General features: G+C 63.8%; 14 protein-coding genes. 6 read left to right on the top strand and 8 right to left on the bottom strand.

Features of this window, described 5'->3' with window-relative positions; genetic code table 11:
* Nucleotides 1-99: 99 nt before the first annotated feature.
* The 5 genes from C7A17_RS13085 to C7A17_RS13105 all read left to right on the top strand — a co-directional run bounded on the left by C7A17_RS13085 (nt 100) and on the right by C7A17_RS13105 (nt 4,956).
* Nucleotides 100-966, top strand: a complete 867-nt coding sequence (locus tag C7A17_RS13085; RefSeq protein WP_106738445.1) for an HDOD domain-containing protein — start codon at nt 100-102, stop codon at nt 964-966.
* Between the two features lie 77 nt (nt 967-1,043).
* Entirely contained in the window at nt 1,044-1,856 is an 813-nt protein-coding gene (gene mutM, locus C7A17_RS13090) for a bifunctional DNA-formamidopyrimidine glycosylase/DNA-(apurinic or apyrimidinic site) lyase (RefSeq protein WP_106738446.1), read from the top strand.
* A gap of 176 nt (nt 1,857-2,032) precedes the next feature.
* Nucleotides 2,033-2,611 carry a lysophospholipid acyltransferase family protein gene (locus C7A17_RS13095; protein WP_106738447.1) on the top strand — a complete coding sequence of 193 codons (579 nt, stop codon included), beginning with the start codon at nt 2,033-2,035 and terminating at the stop codon, nt 2,609-2,611.
* 76 nt (nt 2,612-2,687) lie between these two features.
* Nucleotides 2,688-3,026 carry a multidrug transporter gene (locus tag C7A17_RS13100; protein ID WP_106738448.1) on the top strand — a complete coding sequence of 113 codons (339 nt, stop codon included), beginning with the start codon at nt 2,688-2,690 and terminating at the stop codon, nt 3,024-3,026.
* Between the two features lie 94 nt (nt 3,027-3,120).
* Nucleotides 3,121-4,956: a Na/Pi cotransporter family protein gene (locus C7A17_RS13105; RefSeq protein ID WP_106738449.1), complete on the top strand. Its 1,836-nt coding sequence runs from the start codon at nt 3,121-3,123 to the stop codon at nt 4,954-4,956.
* Nucleotides 4,957-4,961: 5 nt separating this feature from the next.
* On the opposite strand, the gene ggt is transcribed toward C7A17_RS13105, so the two are convergent.
* The 7 genes from ggt to C7A17_RS13140 all read right to left on the bottom strand — a co-directional run bounded on the left by ggt (nt 4,962) and on the right by C7A17_RS13140 (nt 11,828).
* Nucleotides 4,962-6,644 carry a gamma-glutamyltransferase gene (gene ggt / locus C7A17_RS13110; RefSeq protein WP_106738450.1) on the bottom strand — a complete coding sequence of 561 codons (1,683 nt, stop codon included), beginning with the start codon at nt 6,642-6,644 and terminating at the stop codon, nt 4,962-4,964.
* Between the two features lie 106 nt (nt 6,645-6,750).
* Nucleotides 6,751-7,002: a YfhL family 4Fe-4S dicluster ferredoxin gene (locus tag C7A17_RS13115; protein ID WP_003464019.1), complete on the bottom strand. Its 252-nt coding sequence runs from the start codon at nt 7,000-7,002 to the stop codon at nt 6,751-6,753.
* Between the two features lie 158 nt (nt 7,003-7,160).
* On the bottom strand, nt 7,161-7,643 hold the full coding sequence (coaD, locus tag C7A17_RS13120; protein WP_106738451.1) for a pantetheine-phosphate adenylyltransferase: 483 nt from the start codon (nt 7,641-7,643) through the stop codon (nt 7,161-7,163).
* Between the two features lie 77 nt (nt 7,644-7,720).
* Nucleotides 7,721-8,092 (bottom strand): phosphopantetheine adenylyltransferase, encoded by a 372-nt coding sequence (locus C7A17_RS13125; protein ID WP_106738452.1) that lies wholly within the window; start codon nt 8,090-8,092, stop codon nt 7,721-7,723.
* Between the two features lies 1 nt (nt 8,093).
* Nucleotides 8,094-9,686, bottom strand: a complete 1,593-nt coding sequence (locus C7A17_RS13130; protein ID WP_106738453.1) for a GMC family oxidoreductase — start codon at nt 9,684-9,686, stop codon at nt 8,094-8,096.
* Between the two features lie 124 nt (nt 9,687-9,810).
* Nucleotides 9,811-10,356 carry a twin-arginine translocation pathway signal protein gene (locus tag C7A17_RS13135; RefSeq protein WP_106738454.1) on the bottom strand — a complete coding sequence of 182 codons (546 nt, stop codon included), beginning with the start codon at nt 10,354-10,356 and terminating at the stop codon, nt 9,811-9,813.
* A 41-nt stretch (nt 10,357-10,397) separates the two neighbouring features.
* Nucleotides 10,398-11,828, bottom strand: a complete 1,431-nt coding sequence (locus tag C7A17_RS13140; RefSeq protein ID WP_106738455.1) for a coniferyl aldehyde dehydrogenase — start codon at nt 11,826-11,828, stop codon at nt 10,398-10,400.
* A gap of 214 nt (nt 11,829-12,042) precedes the next feature.
* Here C7A17_RS13140 and C7A17_RS13145 point away from each other — a divergent pair, with 214 nt between their 5' ends.
* Nucleotides 12,043-12,702, top strand: a complete 660-nt coding sequence (locus C7A17_RS13145) for a TetR/AcrR family transcriptional regulator (protein ID WP_106738456.1) — start codon at nt 12,043-12,045, stop codon at nt 12,700-12,702.
* Between the two features lie 58 nt (nt 12,703-12,760).
* On the opposite strand, the gene C7A17_RS13150 is transcribed toward C7A17_RS13145, so the two are convergent.
* Nucleotides 12,761-13,744, bottom strand: a complete 984-nt coding sequence (locus tag C7A17_RS13150; RefSeq protein WP_106738457.1) for a hydrolase — start codon at nt 13,742-13,744, stop codon at nt 12,761-12,763.
* Between the last annotated feature and the right edge of the window lie 5 nt (nt 13,745-13,749).

Here is a 13,749-nt window from a genome sequence, read left to right on the forward strand (position 1 = left end):
AATGAATCTATTGCATGCAGATTTCCCGTCGCAGGGGTGGGCAAAACCCCTCACGCGCAGGGTAGACTGTGCGCTCTATCACCTTTTCCTTCCGCGCCCATGGACAAAGAACTTTCCGCCGAGCAGATCCAGAAATTTCTGCAGGGCATCAGTGTGCCGCCGCAGCCGCAGATCATGGTCGATCTGCAGTTCGAGCAGGTCATGCCCAATCCCGATCTCAAGGCCATCTCGCGGCTAATCAGCCAGGATCCAGGACTGTCCGGGGCGTTGTTGAAGATCGTCAATTCGCCTTACTTCGGCCTGGTGAACAAGGTCAGCTCGATCCAGCGGGCGGTCAACCTGCTGGGTAGCAACTCGGTGATCAACATGGTCAACGCCTTGTCGATCCGCGGGGAGATGAGCGACGAGACTATCGTCACCCTGAACCGCTTCTGGGATACCGCCCAGGATGTGGCCATGACCTGCATGACACTGGCCAAGCGTATCGGCTGCGAATCGATGGACGAGGCCTACACGCTGGGGTTGTTCCACAATTGCGGCATCCCGCTGATGCTCAAGCGCTTCCCCAGCTACATGGACGTGCTTGAGGAATCCTACGCCAGTGCCAGCCGTGAGCGGCGCGTGGTCGATACCGAAAACCGCCTGCTCAATACCAACCACGCGGTGGTCGGCTATTTCACTGCCAAGTCGTGGAACCTGCCGATGCACCTGTGTGAGGCGATCGCCAATCACCACAACGCCTTGGCGATCTTCAGCGATGACAATGGCCGCGATGCGCAACTGAAGAACCTTCTGGCCATCCTGAAAATGGCCGAGCACATCTGCCGTAGTTATCAGGTGCTGGGCAACCAGAGTGAAGATCATGAGTGGGAAAGCATCGAAGCGCTGGTGCTGGATTACGTCGGCCTGTCCGAATACGACTTCGAGAACCTGCGCGAGAGCATCCGTGATCTTGGCGCGGACTGAGGGTTGCGCTCGGTATCTACCGTTAGCCCTATTCTGCCTGCTAAGGTTGCCCGCCGTTTCACACCAGTAGTGCCGTCATGCCCGAATTACCAGAAGTCGAAACCACTCGCCGCGGTATCGCGCCCTACCTCATTGGCGCGCGCGTCAGTCGCGTGATCGTGCGTGAGCGCCGTTTGCGTTGGCCGATCCCTGAGGATCTGGACGTGCGCCTGTCCGGCCAGCGCATCGAATGCGTCGAGCGCCGCGCCAAGTACCTGCTGATCAAGGCCGAAGTGGGCAGTTTGATCAGCCACCTGGGCATGTCCGGCAGCCTGCGTCTGGTCGAGTGTGGCCTGCCCGCGGCCAAGCATGAGCACGTAGATATCGAGCTGGAGTCGGGCTTGGCGCTGCGTTACACCGACCCCCGTCGTTTCGGCGCGCTGCTGTGGAGCGAAGACCCGCTGCGCCACGAACTGCTGAGCAAGCTCGGCCCTGAGCCGCTGGGTGGACTCTTCGACGGTGAGCGGCTGTTCCAGCTGTCGCGCGGGCGAAGCATGGCGGTGAAACCCTTCATCATGGATAACGCCGTGGTCGTCGGCGTCGGCAACATCTACGCCACCGAAGCGCTGTTCGCCGCCGGTATCGATCCACGCCGCGAGGCCGGCGCCATCTCGCGGGCGCGCTACTTGCGCCTGGCCGAGGAGATCAAACGCATTCTCGCCCATGCCATCGAGCGCGGTGGCACCACGTTGCGCGATTTCGTCGGTGGTGATGGCCAGCCCGGTTACTTCCAGCAGGAACTGTTCGCCTACGGGCGCGGCGGCGAATTCTGCAAGGTCTGTGGCAGCACCCTGCGCGAGGTCAAACTGGGCCAGCGCGCGAGTGTGTACTGTCCTAAGTGCCAACGCTGAGAACCTGTTTACGATCTGCTGCGCGTCGGCCCTACTGCGTTAAAAACAGGTTCGGAATGCTCATGTACAAAAGTACACTCCGCTTCCTCACCTGTTTTTGCCTTGTATGGCTCTAGCTCGCGAGCTCGTAAAACACGTTCTGGTATGAAAACAATAAGAAACACCGAGGTTGATCGATGTCCGGTAACTACTTGCCGCGCAATCCGGCCGCCGAATGGCTGGGGCGCAGCGTGCTGAAACTGATGGGCTGGCGTATCGAAGGGCAGTTGCCGAACCTCGATAAGTTCGTCGCCATTGGCGCTCACCACACCTCCAACTGGGACTTCGTGATCTTCATTGCGCTGAAATTCGTGCTGCGTCTGAATGCGCGCTGGTTCGGCAAACACAGCATCTTCCGCTGGCCATTCGGTGGCCTGATGCGCGCCTGGGGCGGCATCGCGATCCGCCGCGACCGTAAGCTCAATACCGTAGAGCAGGCGGTGCAGGCCTTTCGCGAACATGACGAATTCATTCTGGTGCTCTCGCCCGAGGGCACGCGCAAGAAGGTCGAGCGCTGGAAGATGGGCTTCTACCACATCGCACTGGGCGCGGGTGTGCCCATCGTGCTCGGGGCGCTGGACTATCAGAATCGCCGTGTGGTGATCGGCCCGACTTTTCAGCCAACGGGTGACGAGAAGGCCGATCTGGCCGCGATGCTGGTGTTCTTTCGTCCTTATGTGCCGAAAAAGCCGGAATACGCCTTTCATGGCGATTGACGTCCGTCACGCTGACAATTACCAATGCGCTGTTATAGTTACTGGCACTTTCCCGAATAACCTGAAGGATCGATTCATGAAAGCGTTCCGCACTTCCGCTGCTGTCCTGGCGCTGACCTCTGGCCTGCTGGCGCTATCGGCGCAAGCGGAAGTGGTTCAGCAGAACGCCAGCGGCGATCCGCTCTACACCGTCGAGGCTCCTAAAGCCTTTTCCATGATCGGCGACCTGGTCATCGCTCGCCCGCTGCTGATCGGTGCTACAGCGATCGGTGCTGCAGCTTTTGTCGTCAGCCTGCCGTTCACAGCTCTTGGTGGTAACGTTGGCGAAGCCGCTCAGGCACTGGTGGTCGAGCCAGGCAAAGAGGCCTTCGTACGCTGCCTGGGCTGCACCAGCAGTGGCTACAAGCACGACTGATTTGCTGTAATTCGCATGTCGCGGCCTCTCGCCTCCTTCTCGAGGCGAGAGGCCGCTTGCGTTTGAACGCCGAAAAAAGGATGCAACGGTGGTAATGAAGTACCTGCGCTGGGTGATGGTGTTGCTGGTGGTGTCGGGGCTGATCGCCTCGTTCTGGTTCAGCCAGGGCTGGCTGCAACTGTGCGCGGGGCTGGCGATCTTCCTGTTCGGCATGCAATGCCTGGAGGAAGGGCTGCGCCAACTGGCCGGCAGCAAGCTGGAGCAGATACTCGGGAGCAGCACCTCGACGCCGTTCAAGAGCCTGCTGTTCGGTGTCGGCGGCACCCTGTTGCTGCAGTCCAGCACCCTGGTATCGCTGCTGACCATCGCCTTCATCAGCACCGGGCTGATCCAGCTGGCCGGCGGTATCGCCATTCTGTTCGGTGCCAACCTGGGGGCCACCAGCGGTATCTGGCTGCTGGCGCTGGCGGGGCAGAACCTCAGCCTCAGTCCATTGGCGCTGCCACTGCTGGTGTTCGGCGTGCTGGCGGGTTTCTTCGGGCCCAAGAGCAAGGCGGCCGGGCGCATCGTACTGGGGATCGCGTTCATCTTTCTCGGCATCGACCAGATCAAGGAAGGCTTCGCCAGCTTCGGCGATGGCCTGGACATGACCGGTTATCAGGAGGGTGGGCTGCGCGGTGCTCTGCTGTTCACCGCCATCGGCATGGCCATCACGGTGGTGCTGCAATCGAGCCACGCCACGCTGATGCTGACGTTGGCGGCATTGGCCAGTGGCCAGCTGGAGCTGGGGCAAAGTCTGGCCATCGCCATTGGTTCGAACATCGGCAGCAGCGTGACCACCGCCTTCGTCGGTTCGCTGGGCGGTAATCGCAGTGGTCAGCGTCTGGCGCTGGCTCATGTGCTGTTCAACGTCACCACCGGTGTTATCGCCTTCTGCCTGCTCGGCCCGCTGACCTGGCTGGTGCATGCCTTGGCCGAGCCCATGGGCCTGGGAGGCAACAGCCTGATCCAGTTGGCGATGTTCCACACCCTGTTCAATGCCATGGGCGTGGTGCTGTTCTGGCCGTTGCAGGGGCACCTGGCGCAGTACCTGATCCGCTGGCTGCCGGAGCGCGTCGAACCGCAGGTGTTGATTACCGAACTGGCGCCCGAGCGGGTGGCCGAACCCGAGCGCACCCGTGCCCGTTATCTGAACGAGCGCGCTCTGGATTCGGTCGATGCGGCGTCCGGCGCGGTGGTGCAGGAGCTGGGCCACCTCGGGCGCTTGAGCCTGGAAGTGATCTGCCATGCGTTGTATCTGCCGGTCGATCAACTGGCGCAGGCCAAGGGGGATGAGCGGGTGTTGCAGGCCAAGCCCGCACAGGGTGGCTTCGATGCCGAGCACCTCTACCAGTTTCACATCAAGGGCGTGTATAGCGACCTGTTGAGTTTCATGGGGCGCATGGAACTGCCGATGGACGAGGCGCACCAGCAATTCTGGGTCAGTTGCCAGCTGGCGGCGCTGCAACTGGTGGACGCGGTCAAGGATGCCAAGCACCTGCAGAAGAACCTTGGCCATTACCTCGACGCGCCACCGTCGGCGGTGCGTGAGGCCTATGTGGAGCTACGCCGCCATCTGCTCGCGACCTTGCATGAGGTGCGCGAGCTGGCGCGCTCTGACATGCCTGACGACATGTGGCAATCACGCCTGCGCTGGCTCGACGAGCAGGCGGCAGACTTCGATGCACAGTTCCGCCAGCGGCTGTTCGCCGAGGTACGTTACGGTCATCTCGATGGCCTGCAGACCAGCTCGCTGATGAATGACCTGGGCTATGCTAGTCGTATCTTCCAGAGCCTGCGCAACGTGCTGATGCTGGGCAGCGAGCAGGCCTTGTTCCGTGAGCTGCGCAAGTTCGGTGATGAGCAGGAGAGCCTGATCAGGCTCTCCTGACTCGCTCAGTCCGAGCCTTCGTCCGAGGCTCGTGGAACTGCGGTGCCGATCCCGCGCGGATCGCTTGCTGCCTGCACCTCGCCGCTGACCTTGTCCCAGAACAGCACCTGCTGGTTGCCGTACTGCCGATCCAGGCGTTTGAGTTCATAACCGCGCCGTTGCAGCTCGGCGACCTGCTCATCGCTGAAGGTGTCCGGCTCATGCTCGATCACATCGGGCAGGAACTGGTGGTGGTAGCGTGCCACCGCCGGCCAGCGCTCGATGGGCTTGTCGTCCAGGTATTCGAGCATCGACAGCAGCACCATGCTCGGGATGCGGCTGCCGCCAGGGGTGCCGAAGGCGGTGAATTCGTCGCTGCTCTCGATGAAGCTCGGGCTCATTGACGACAGCGGCCGCTTGCCGCCGGCAATCGCGTTGGCCTGGCTGCCGGCCAGGCCGTATGCGTTGGCGCCCTGTACGTCGGCGGCGAAGTCGTCCATCTCGTCGTTGAGTAGCACGCCAGTGCCGGGCACGGTGAAGGCTGCGCCGAACGGCAGGTTGATCGACAGCGTGGCCGCGACCGCATTGCCTTCGGCATCGAGCACGGCGAAGTGGGTGGTGTGGTCGCCTTCGTGCCAGGTGCCGGCAGGCGGCAGGCTGGAACTGGGAGTGGCTCGTTCGGGGTCGATGCTGCCGGCGAGTACCGCCAGGTGTCCCGGCGAGAGCAGTTGCTCCAGCGGGTTTTGCACGAAGTCCGGGTCGCCCAGCAGGCCGCGGTCGCGGTAAGCGCGACGCAGCGCCTCGACCACATAGTGCACGCGTTGCACCGGTTCGGCGTCGCGCCAGGGCAATTGCTCGAGCATCGCCAGGCTCTGTGCCAGGGCCACGCCACCGGCCGAGGGGGGCGGTGCGCTGATCAGCTCGCGGCCGTCTTCGAGGGCGAAACGCAGCGGTTCACGGCGGACGATGCGGTACTCGCGCAGATCATCGAGCGTCCAGATGCCACCGGCATGGCGCACGCCCGTGACCAGGCGTTCGGCCACGGGGCCGTTGTAGAAGCCCTCGCGGCCCCGTTCGGCCAGCGCCTGCAGAGTGGCCGCGAGGTCGGTCTGGCGCAGCAGCTGACCTTCAGCGGGGATGTCACCCTGGTCGAGGAACAGCTTGGCACTTTCGGCATCGTCACGCAGCGCAGCCAGGCGCCAGGACGCGCGTTCGCGGTAGACGCGATCGACCGCGAAGCCCTCATTGGCCAGGCGGATTGCCGGTGCCAGGCTGGTTTTCAGCGGCAAGCGGCCGTGGTGTTCGGCCAGCTCGACCAGTGCCGCCGGCAGCCCTGGAATGGCGGCAGCCAGTGCGCCATTGAGCGACAGCTCGCGCTGCACCTGGCCGTCGCGCACGTAGAGATTCGGCTTGGCCTCCAGCGGCGCGCGTTCACGGGCATCGAGGAAGTCATAGCCCGCCGTGTCGCCGGCACTGCTCAGCAGGAAGAAGCCGCCACCACCGAGGCCCGAACCGTAGGGCTCGACCACGGCCAGTGCAGCGCTGGCGGCGATGGCGGCATCGAAGGCGTTACCGCCAGCGTCGAGCATCTGCTGCGCGGCGGCCGTGGCGGCGGGGTGGGCAGTGGCAATGGCGGGTTGCTGCGGGGCTGCCTGGGCCAGCAGGCTGGCGCCGAGCAGCAGGGTCGATAGCAGGAGTTTGCGCAACATGCGATCTACCAGAGGCGGCTAAAAGAAGCTGGAAGCTTAACAGCCTGGCTTGGGCGAGGGCAGAACGTATGTGGCGCGCGGGAGACCGGCGGCCTCCCCGGGAGGGTCAGGCCTTGCCGGTGATGATGCGGTATTTGTGCATCAGTTCATCCTTGCTCTCGACGTTGTTCTCGTCGAGCGGGATGCAGTCCACCGGGCACACCTGCTGGCATTGCGGCTCGTCGTAGTGGCCGACGCATTCGGTGCACAGGTTGGGGTCGATCACGTAGATCTCCTCACCCTGGGAAATGGCGCCGTTGGGGCACTCGGGTTCGCAGACGTCGCAGTTGATGCAATCGTCGGTGATGATCAGGGACATGGGGCAACTCCTGTCGAGGCGCTGGCTTCGACACTTTACGGGCAACGATGCTGCGAATTGTGCCGGATTACCGGCAGGGGCGCCATGCGGCCTTGTCGTGCACCGTGAGACTGCCGCGGCCATCAGGTGCGCATGGCGCACCCTACGGTGCCTTGGCTTCAGCTCTTGCGGAAGCGCTCGTTCAGGGCGTCGGCGACGGCCGGGTGAACGAACTTGGAGATATCGCCCCCCAGGGCGGCGATTTCGCGTACCAGGGTCGAGGAGATGAACGAGTATTTCTCCGACGGGGTGAGGAACAGGCTCTCGACGTCCGGCGCCAGTTGGCGGTTCATGTTGGCCAGCTGAAACTCGTACTCGAAGTCAGATACCGCGCGCAGGCCGCGCAGGAACACATTGGCGTTCTGTTCCTTGACGAAGTGCGCCAGCAGCGAGGAGAAACCCACCACTTCGACGTTCGGCAGATGCTTGGTCACCTCGCGGGCCAGCTCGACGCGTTGTTCCAGCGGGAACAGCGGGTTCTTCTTGGGGCTGGCGGCGACGGCGATGATGACGTGGTCGAACAACCGCGAGGCGCGTTCGACCAGGTCGCCATGGCCTTTGGTGATGGGGTCGAAGGTACCCGGGTACAACACTCGATTCATCGCTTCGTCCTGTTCGAGGCGGCAAGAGTCGCGGATGGTAGCGCAGCGTTTCCCTCGCGGCCAAGCGTGACGAAAGCTCAATGGCTGCGCAGGTGCAGCAGCAGTGCCGGTATCAGGCAGGCGAGGGCGATCCAGTCGGCGATCACCACGCGGCGCAAAGCCTCGTTGTAGACGGGGGCGCTCCATGCCAGCAGGAGAAAGGCGAGCACGCTGATCAACCCGCCGATCAGGGCCGCGCTGCGCAGCGTCGGAATGAACGCTGCCGCCAGCAGCAGGGCGCCCAGCAAGCCGAACAGCACCGCGCGGTGGCGCATCAGTATCTGCAGGTTCGGCTCGTCCAGGGCCAGGCCATACAGTGCATTGAGGCGCTCACCGCCGAGCACGCCGACTGCTGGCAGCAGGTGGATGATGCCGGCCACCACCAACAGAAAGCCGATCAGCTTGCTCATATCAGGCCTTCAGGCGTTCGGCCAGCAAGGTGGCGAGTTTCGAGGTCAGCCCGTAGATCGACAGTTGCGGGTTGGCGCCGATGCTGGTGGGGAACAGCGAACCATCGTGGATCGACAGGTTGCCGAGCTGGTGATGGCGACCCAGGCTGTCGACCACTGCCTGCTGCGGGTCTTCGCCCATGGCACAGCCGCCCATGACGTGGGCGCTGCCGAGACGGGTGCGGTACAGCGCGAGATCGAGCTGCTCGATCAGGCCTTTGGCCTCCTTCCACGTCTTCACGTAGCCGGCATCGGCGTGCATCGGCATCACCGCCTTGGCCCCGGCCGCGAACTGGATTTCGGCCATGGTCAGGAAGGCGCGGCGCACGCCGTCCCAGGTGTAGTCGGTCATCTGGTAGTCGAGCACCGGGCTGCCGTCGCCGCGCAGTTCCACACGGCCTTCGGCGCTGTCCGGATGGAAGCCGTCGCGCAGCAGGGCGAGCATCACGTTGGTGTGCGGCAACTGTTCCATGCGCAGGGCATTCTCGCGGCCGAACTCGCCGAGCAGGGTGGCGGTCAGCGCCGGTTGCAACGGCGGTACTTCCAGCTTGTAGGACAGCCGCCCGCTGGTGCCGTCGTCCCATTGGAAGTGATCGGAGTAGAGCGACTGTGGTGCGCCGTAGAAGGGATTGATCACTTGCTCGAACTGCGCCGCGGAGAAGTTCACCAGGTGCAGGTAGGTGCGCCGGCCGACGCGCTTGTGCGGATCGGGTACCTCGGAGCGCAGCAGGATGCCGGGGGTGTTGATGCCACCGCCGGCCAGCACGTAATGCCGCGCCTTGACCCGGATGCGCTTGCCGGTGGGCGCCACGCAGCGCTCGTCCATGCCCAGGCAGTCGATGCCGACCACCTTGTCACCTTCGATTACCAGCTTGTCGGCGCGTGCCAGGTAGAGCAACTCGCCGCCCGCATCCAGGGTGGCAGGGATAGTGGTCACCAGCATCGACTGCTTGGCGTTGGTCGGGCAGCCCATGCCGCAGTAGCCGAGGTTCCAGCAGCCGCGCACGTTGCGCGGGATCACCGCCCAGTGATAGCCGAGCTTGTCGCAGCCAGTGCGGATTACCTCGTTGTTGGCATTAGGCGGCACCACCCAGGGAGCGACGCCCAGGCGCTGCTCCATCTTCTCGAACCAGGGCGCCATGGACGCCACATCGTGGCCCTTCACACCATGGGTCTCGGCCCAGTGCGCCAGGGTTTGCGGCGGCGTGCGGAAGCTGCTGGTCCAGTTGATCAGCGTGGTGCCCCCCACGGCACGGCCCTGCAGGATGGTAATGGCGCCGTCCTTGCTCATGCGGCCGATGCCTTCCTGATAGAGATTCGGGTAGGCCTCGGCCTCCTGCATCTTGAAGTCGTCGCTGGTCTTCAGCGGGCCTTCCTCGATCAGCAGCACCTTGTAGCCGGCGGCGCTGAGAATCTCTGCGGTGGTACCACCGCCGGCGCCGCTGCCGACGATGGCGACATCGGCCTCCAGAGTCAGGTCGTTTTCCAGGCGCGAACCGTCGTATGTCTTCCAGCCCTTGGCCAGGCCTTGCTTGAAAAGATCGGGTACAGGCATTTCAGGCTCTCTTCTTGTCATTCACCGCCAGCGAGGCAGGGCGGGTAGGGTGCGCCGCGCGCACCGAGGCGCAACCCCGTTTTGTGGTGCGCATGGCGCACCCTACGGAATCCGCGGCACGTCTTCAGACCGTGGGCGGTCCGGGGTAGCCGCAATGCGCCCAGGCTTCCTGGCGGCTGTACCAAGCCATCATCACCAGTTGCAGCAGCGAGGCATGGCCCATGCGCAGCAGGCTCAGGCTGCTGTTCTGCCAGCGCTTGAGGAACTGCCGCACGTCATCGCCGCTGGCCTTGTCCCAACTGCCCCAGACCCCGGTCAGCGGGCCGCGGGTGATGGGCAGCGCCAGCACGTCGAACAGCTGCACGGTAAGTTTCAGCATCTCCGGCGACAGATGCGCCAGGCTGTTGTCGAGGCTCTTCAGCGTGCCGTCGATGGCCTGCGGCATCTGCTCGGTGCTGACGGCGCCATCGAGCATCACTGGAATCAGCGCACGCAGAAACGGCAGGTCGCTGCTGCGCAGGATCAGGTAACCATTGGCCGGCGTGCTGGCCGAGCAGCCGCTGAGCGTGGCGGTCAGTCCGGCTGTGCCGAGCAGCGCCGTGCCCATCAGGCCGACCTTGAGCAGGCTGCGCCGCGACAGCTGCGGCGCGTGGAGGGTGGTGTCGTTCATTGTTGTTATCACCAGGCGTATACGGGCGGTGCCCGCGTTGATCAGCGTACGAACAGCTTGTAGACCAGCTTCTGGATCGACTTGCCATACGGCGGGTAGATCAGCCGCGCGGCATTGAAGCGCTGCTTGATGAACACGCCCTTGGCCTTGCTGAAGGTCAGGAAGCCTTCGTGGCCGTGGTAGTGACCCATGCCCGACGGGCCGACGCCGCCGAACGGCATGTCGTCCTGGGCCACGTGCAGCAGGGTGTCGTTCAGGCACACGCCGCCGGAGTGGGTTTCGTGCAGCACGCGCTGTTGCTCGCGCTTGTCGTAGCCGAAGTAGTACAGCGCCAGCGGGCGAGGGCGCGCATTGACGTAGGCGAAGGCATCTTCGATACGGTCGTAGGGCACCACCGGCAGCAGTGGGCCGAAGATCTCGTCCTGCATCAGCTTCATGTCGTCATTGACGTCCAGCACCAGGCTCTGTGGCAGGCGCCGGCCCTGCGCTTCGGGGTAGAGCGCAACGATGCGCGCGCCCTTGGCCTCGGCGTCCTGCAGGTAGCCGTTGAGGCGTGCCAGCTGGCGTTCGTTGATGATCGCGGTGTAGTCCGGGTTGTCCTTGAGCTGCGGATAGAAGCGCTGCACCACCTCGCGGTAGGCGCTGACGAAACCGTCGATGCGGTCACGCGGCACCAGCACGTAGTCCGGCGCCACGCAGGTCTGTCCGGCATTGAGGGTCTTACCGAAGGCGATGCGCTCGGCGGCGTCCGCCAGCGGCACGTCGGCGGAGACGATGGCCGGCGACTTGCCGCCCAGTTCCAGGGTCACCGGGGTCAGGTTCTCGGCGGCGGCGCGCATCACGTGCTTGCCGATGCTGGTGGCACCGGTGAACAGCAGGTGGTCGAACGGCAGCTTGGAGAATGCCATGCCGACTTCCGCCTCGCCCAGAACGACGCTGACCAGGTCCTCGGGGAAGATGCGCGCCAGCAGATCCTTGACCAGTTGCGAGGTGGCCGGGGTGGACTCGCTCATCTTGATCATCACCCGGTTGCCGGCGGCCAGTGCACCGGTCAGCGGGCCGATGGCGAGAAACAGCGGGTAGTTCCACGGCACGATGATGCCGACCACGCCCAGCGGCTGGTAAATGACCTTGGCCGAGGCGGGCATGAACTGCATGCCGACGCTGCGTCGCGAGGGTTTCATCCACTTCTTGATGCGTTTGCTCGCGTAATGGATGCCATGCAGGCTGGGCATCAGCTCGGCGAGCAGGGTTTCATCAGCCGAGCGGTTGCTGAAGTCGCTGGAGATCGCTGCCACCAGTGCATCCTGCTGCTGAGTCAGCAGCTCGCTCAGGGATTTCAGCCACTGGATGCGTTGTTCGGCCGACGGCATCGGGTTGGCAGCAAAGGCAGAACGCTGCAGGGCGAAGACGCTGTCCAGCTGGTTGATCTGCTGTTGGCTGTGCTGCAGGTAGGCGATGTCGGCGACCATTGGGTTTCTCCTCGACGTTCCAGCGGGCTGCTTGGGAAGACTGAGCTGGATTTTTAGAGCAATTACTCTAATGTGTCAAATAGGATGCCGCGTCGCTGTCCTCGCTGCACCCTAACCAAAGGCCTGCTGCAGCGTGTGCGGTGCATCCGGGGGTAACACTTCGGCTGTTTCGCCTGTACCTTTGCCACTTTTGAAGTCGAGATCGAGCTGCGTCATGGCGCCACCCAAGACCCGCGACCGCATCGTTGCCGAGAGCCTGGCCCTGTTCAACAGCCAGGGCGAGCGCAACGTCACCACCAACCACATCGCTGCGCACCTGGGCATGTCGCCGGGCAATCTGTATTACCACTTCCGCAACAAGCAGGTGATCATCGCTGAGCTGTTCGCTCAATACGAAGCGCAGGTCGACAGCTTCCTGCGTCTGCCCGAAGGTCGCGCGCTGACGGTGGAGGACAAGACCTTCTATCTGGAAGCATTGCTGGCAGCGATGTGGCACTACCGCTTCCTGCACCGCGATCTGGAACACCTGCTGGATTCCGACGCCGAACTGGCTGAGCGCTACCGTGCCTTCGCGCGGCGCTGTCTGGTGGGCGCGCAATCGATTTATCAGGGGTTCGTCGAGGCGGGCATCCTGCTGATGAATCCGGCGCAGATCGAGGCGCTGACGCTCAACAGCTGGATCATCATGACTTCCTGGGTGCGCTTTCTCTGCACCGCCGGGGCCAACCCGGACAACCTCAGCCAGGACATGCTGCGCCGAGGTATCTATCAGGTGCTGGCGTTGGAGGGGGGCTACATCGCGCCCTCGGCACGCGAGGCGGTCGAAGCGCTGTATGCCCGGCTGCATGTGCCGCTGGAGCAGGTGCTGGGGTGATTGCTTCGGTGCCGCTATAGCCCGGATGCAGTCCGCGTAGGAGCGGCTTCAGCCGCGATTATCCGTGGCTCGCCAGCCACTGCGGGATACGCCGCTCCAGGTAATAACCCGGCTGGCGCGGGCTACCTTCGACGAAGCCAACATGGCCACCCTTGGCATGCAGCTCGAACTCTGTACCGGGCGCCAGTTCTCTGGCTTCGGGCAGGCTGTGGCGGAAGATGAAGGGGTCGTCTTCGGCCTGGATGATCAGCGTCCGCGTACGAATGTCGCCCAGGTAGAAGCGGCTGGACGCCCGGCGGTAGTAATCGTGGGCATCGGCGAAACCGTGCAGCGGCGCGGTGATGCGGCCGTCGAAATCCCAGAAGGTGCGCATGCCGTCCAGCGGGCCGAGACGCTCCAGCACCGACAGGCGCTCGCTCTGCCCCTGTTCGGTGAACAGGCGCTGCTTGTTGTTCACATAGGCGACCATCTCGCGCATGAAGTGCGCCTGGTACACCCGTGAGAAACCCAGGCCGATACGATCGGCGCACTGATCCAGGCGAAACGGCACCGACACTGCCACAGCGCCCTGCAACTGGCTCTGTGGGCCGCTTTCGCCCAGATACTTGAGCAGTACGTTGCCGCCCAGCGAATAGCCAACGGCGTACAGCGGCGCCATCGGTCGTTGCGCGCGCAGATGTGCCACGGCCGAAGCCAGATCCTCGCTGGCACCGGAGTGGTAGCCACGCGGCAGCAGGTTGGGTTCGCCCGAGCAGCCGCGCCAGTTCAGCGCTGCGCTGGCCCAGCCGCGTGCGGCCAGTTTCTGTTGCAGGCCCAGCACGTAGAGTGAGCTGGAACTACCTGTCAGGCCATGCAGCACCAGCACCAGCGGTGCATGGGCGTCGTGCGGGCCATGCCAGTCGAGGTCGAGAAAATCGCCGTCGTCCAGCCACAGCCGTTCGCGCTGCCGTTCGAGTTGCGGCGGCTTGCGACAGAAGGGGTTCCACAGCGTCTGCAGATGCGGGCCGGGGAGCCACCAGGCGGGGCGAAAGTCGGTGTTCATCAGGT

The organism is Pseudomonas mendocina (assembly GCF_003008615.1).
Classification (GTDB): domain Bacteria; phylum Pseudomonadota; class Gammaproteobacteria; order Pseudomonadales; family Pseudomonadaceae; genus Aquipseudomonas; species Aquipseudomonas mendocina_C.

What these genes read in the sequence shown, in the direction of transcription:
- C7A17_RS13135 (WP_106738454.1), bottom strand. Translation starts at nt 10,356, where the DNA reads ATGAACGACACCACCCTCCACGCGCCGCAGCTGTCGCGGCGCAGCCTG.
- mutM (WP_106738446.1), top strand. Translation starts at nt 1,044, where the DNA reads ATGCCCGAATTACCAGAAGTCGAAACCACTCGCCGCGGTATCGCGCCC.
- C7A17_RS13095 (WP_106738447.1), top strand. Translation starts at nt 2,033, where the DNA reads ATGTCCGGTAACTACTTGCCGCGCAATCCGGCCGCCGAATGGCTGGGG.
- C7A17_RS13130 (WP_106738453.1), bottom strand. Translation starts at nt 9,686, where the DNA reads ATGCCTGTACCCGATCTTTTCAAGCAAGGCCTGGCCAAGGGCTGGAAG.
- C7A17_RS13150 (WP_106738457.1), bottom strand. Translation starts at nt 13,744, where the DNA reads ATGAACACCGACTTTCGCCCCGCCTGGTGGCTCCCCGGCCCGCATCTG.
- coaD (WP_106738451.1), bottom strand. Translation starts at nt 7,643, where the DNA reads ATGAATCGAGTGTTGTACCCGGGTACCTTCGACCCCATCACCAAAGGC.
- C7A17_RS13085 (WP_106738445.1), top strand. Translation starts at nt 100, where the DNA reads ATGGACAAAGAACTTTCCGCCGAGCAGATCCAGAAATTTCTGCAGGGC.
- C7A17_RS13140 (WP_106738455.1), bottom strand. Translation starts at nt 11,828, where the DNA reads ATGGTCGCCGACATCGCCTACCTGCAGCACAGCCAACAGCAGATCAAC.
- C7A17_RS13115 (WP_003464019.1), bottom strand. Translation starts at nt 7,002, where the DNA reads ATGTCCCTGATCATCACCGACGATTGCATCAACTGCGACGTCTGCGAA.
- C7A17_RS13100 (WP_106738448.1), top strand. Translation starts at nt 2,688, where the DNA reads ATGAAAGCGTTCCGCACTTCCGCTGCTGTCCTGGCGCTGACCTCTGGC.
- C7A17_RS13105 (WP_106738449.1), top strand. Translation starts at nt 3,121, where the DNA reads ATGAAGTACCTGCGCTGGGTGATGGTGTTGCTGGTGGTGTCGGGGCTG.
- ggt (WP_106738450.1), bottom strand. Translation starts at nt 6,644, where the DNA reads ATGTTGCGCAAACTCCTGCTATCGACCCTGCTGCTCGGCGCCAGCCTG.
- C7A17_RS13125 (WP_106738452.1), bottom strand. Translation starts at nt 8,092, where the DNA reads ATGAGCAAGCTGATCGGCTTTCTGTTGGTGGTGGCCGGCATCATCCAC.
- C7A17_RS13145 (WP_106738456.1), top strand. Translation starts at nt 12,043, where the DNA reads ATGGCGCCACCCAAGACCCGCGACCGCATCGTTGCCGAGAGCCTGGCC.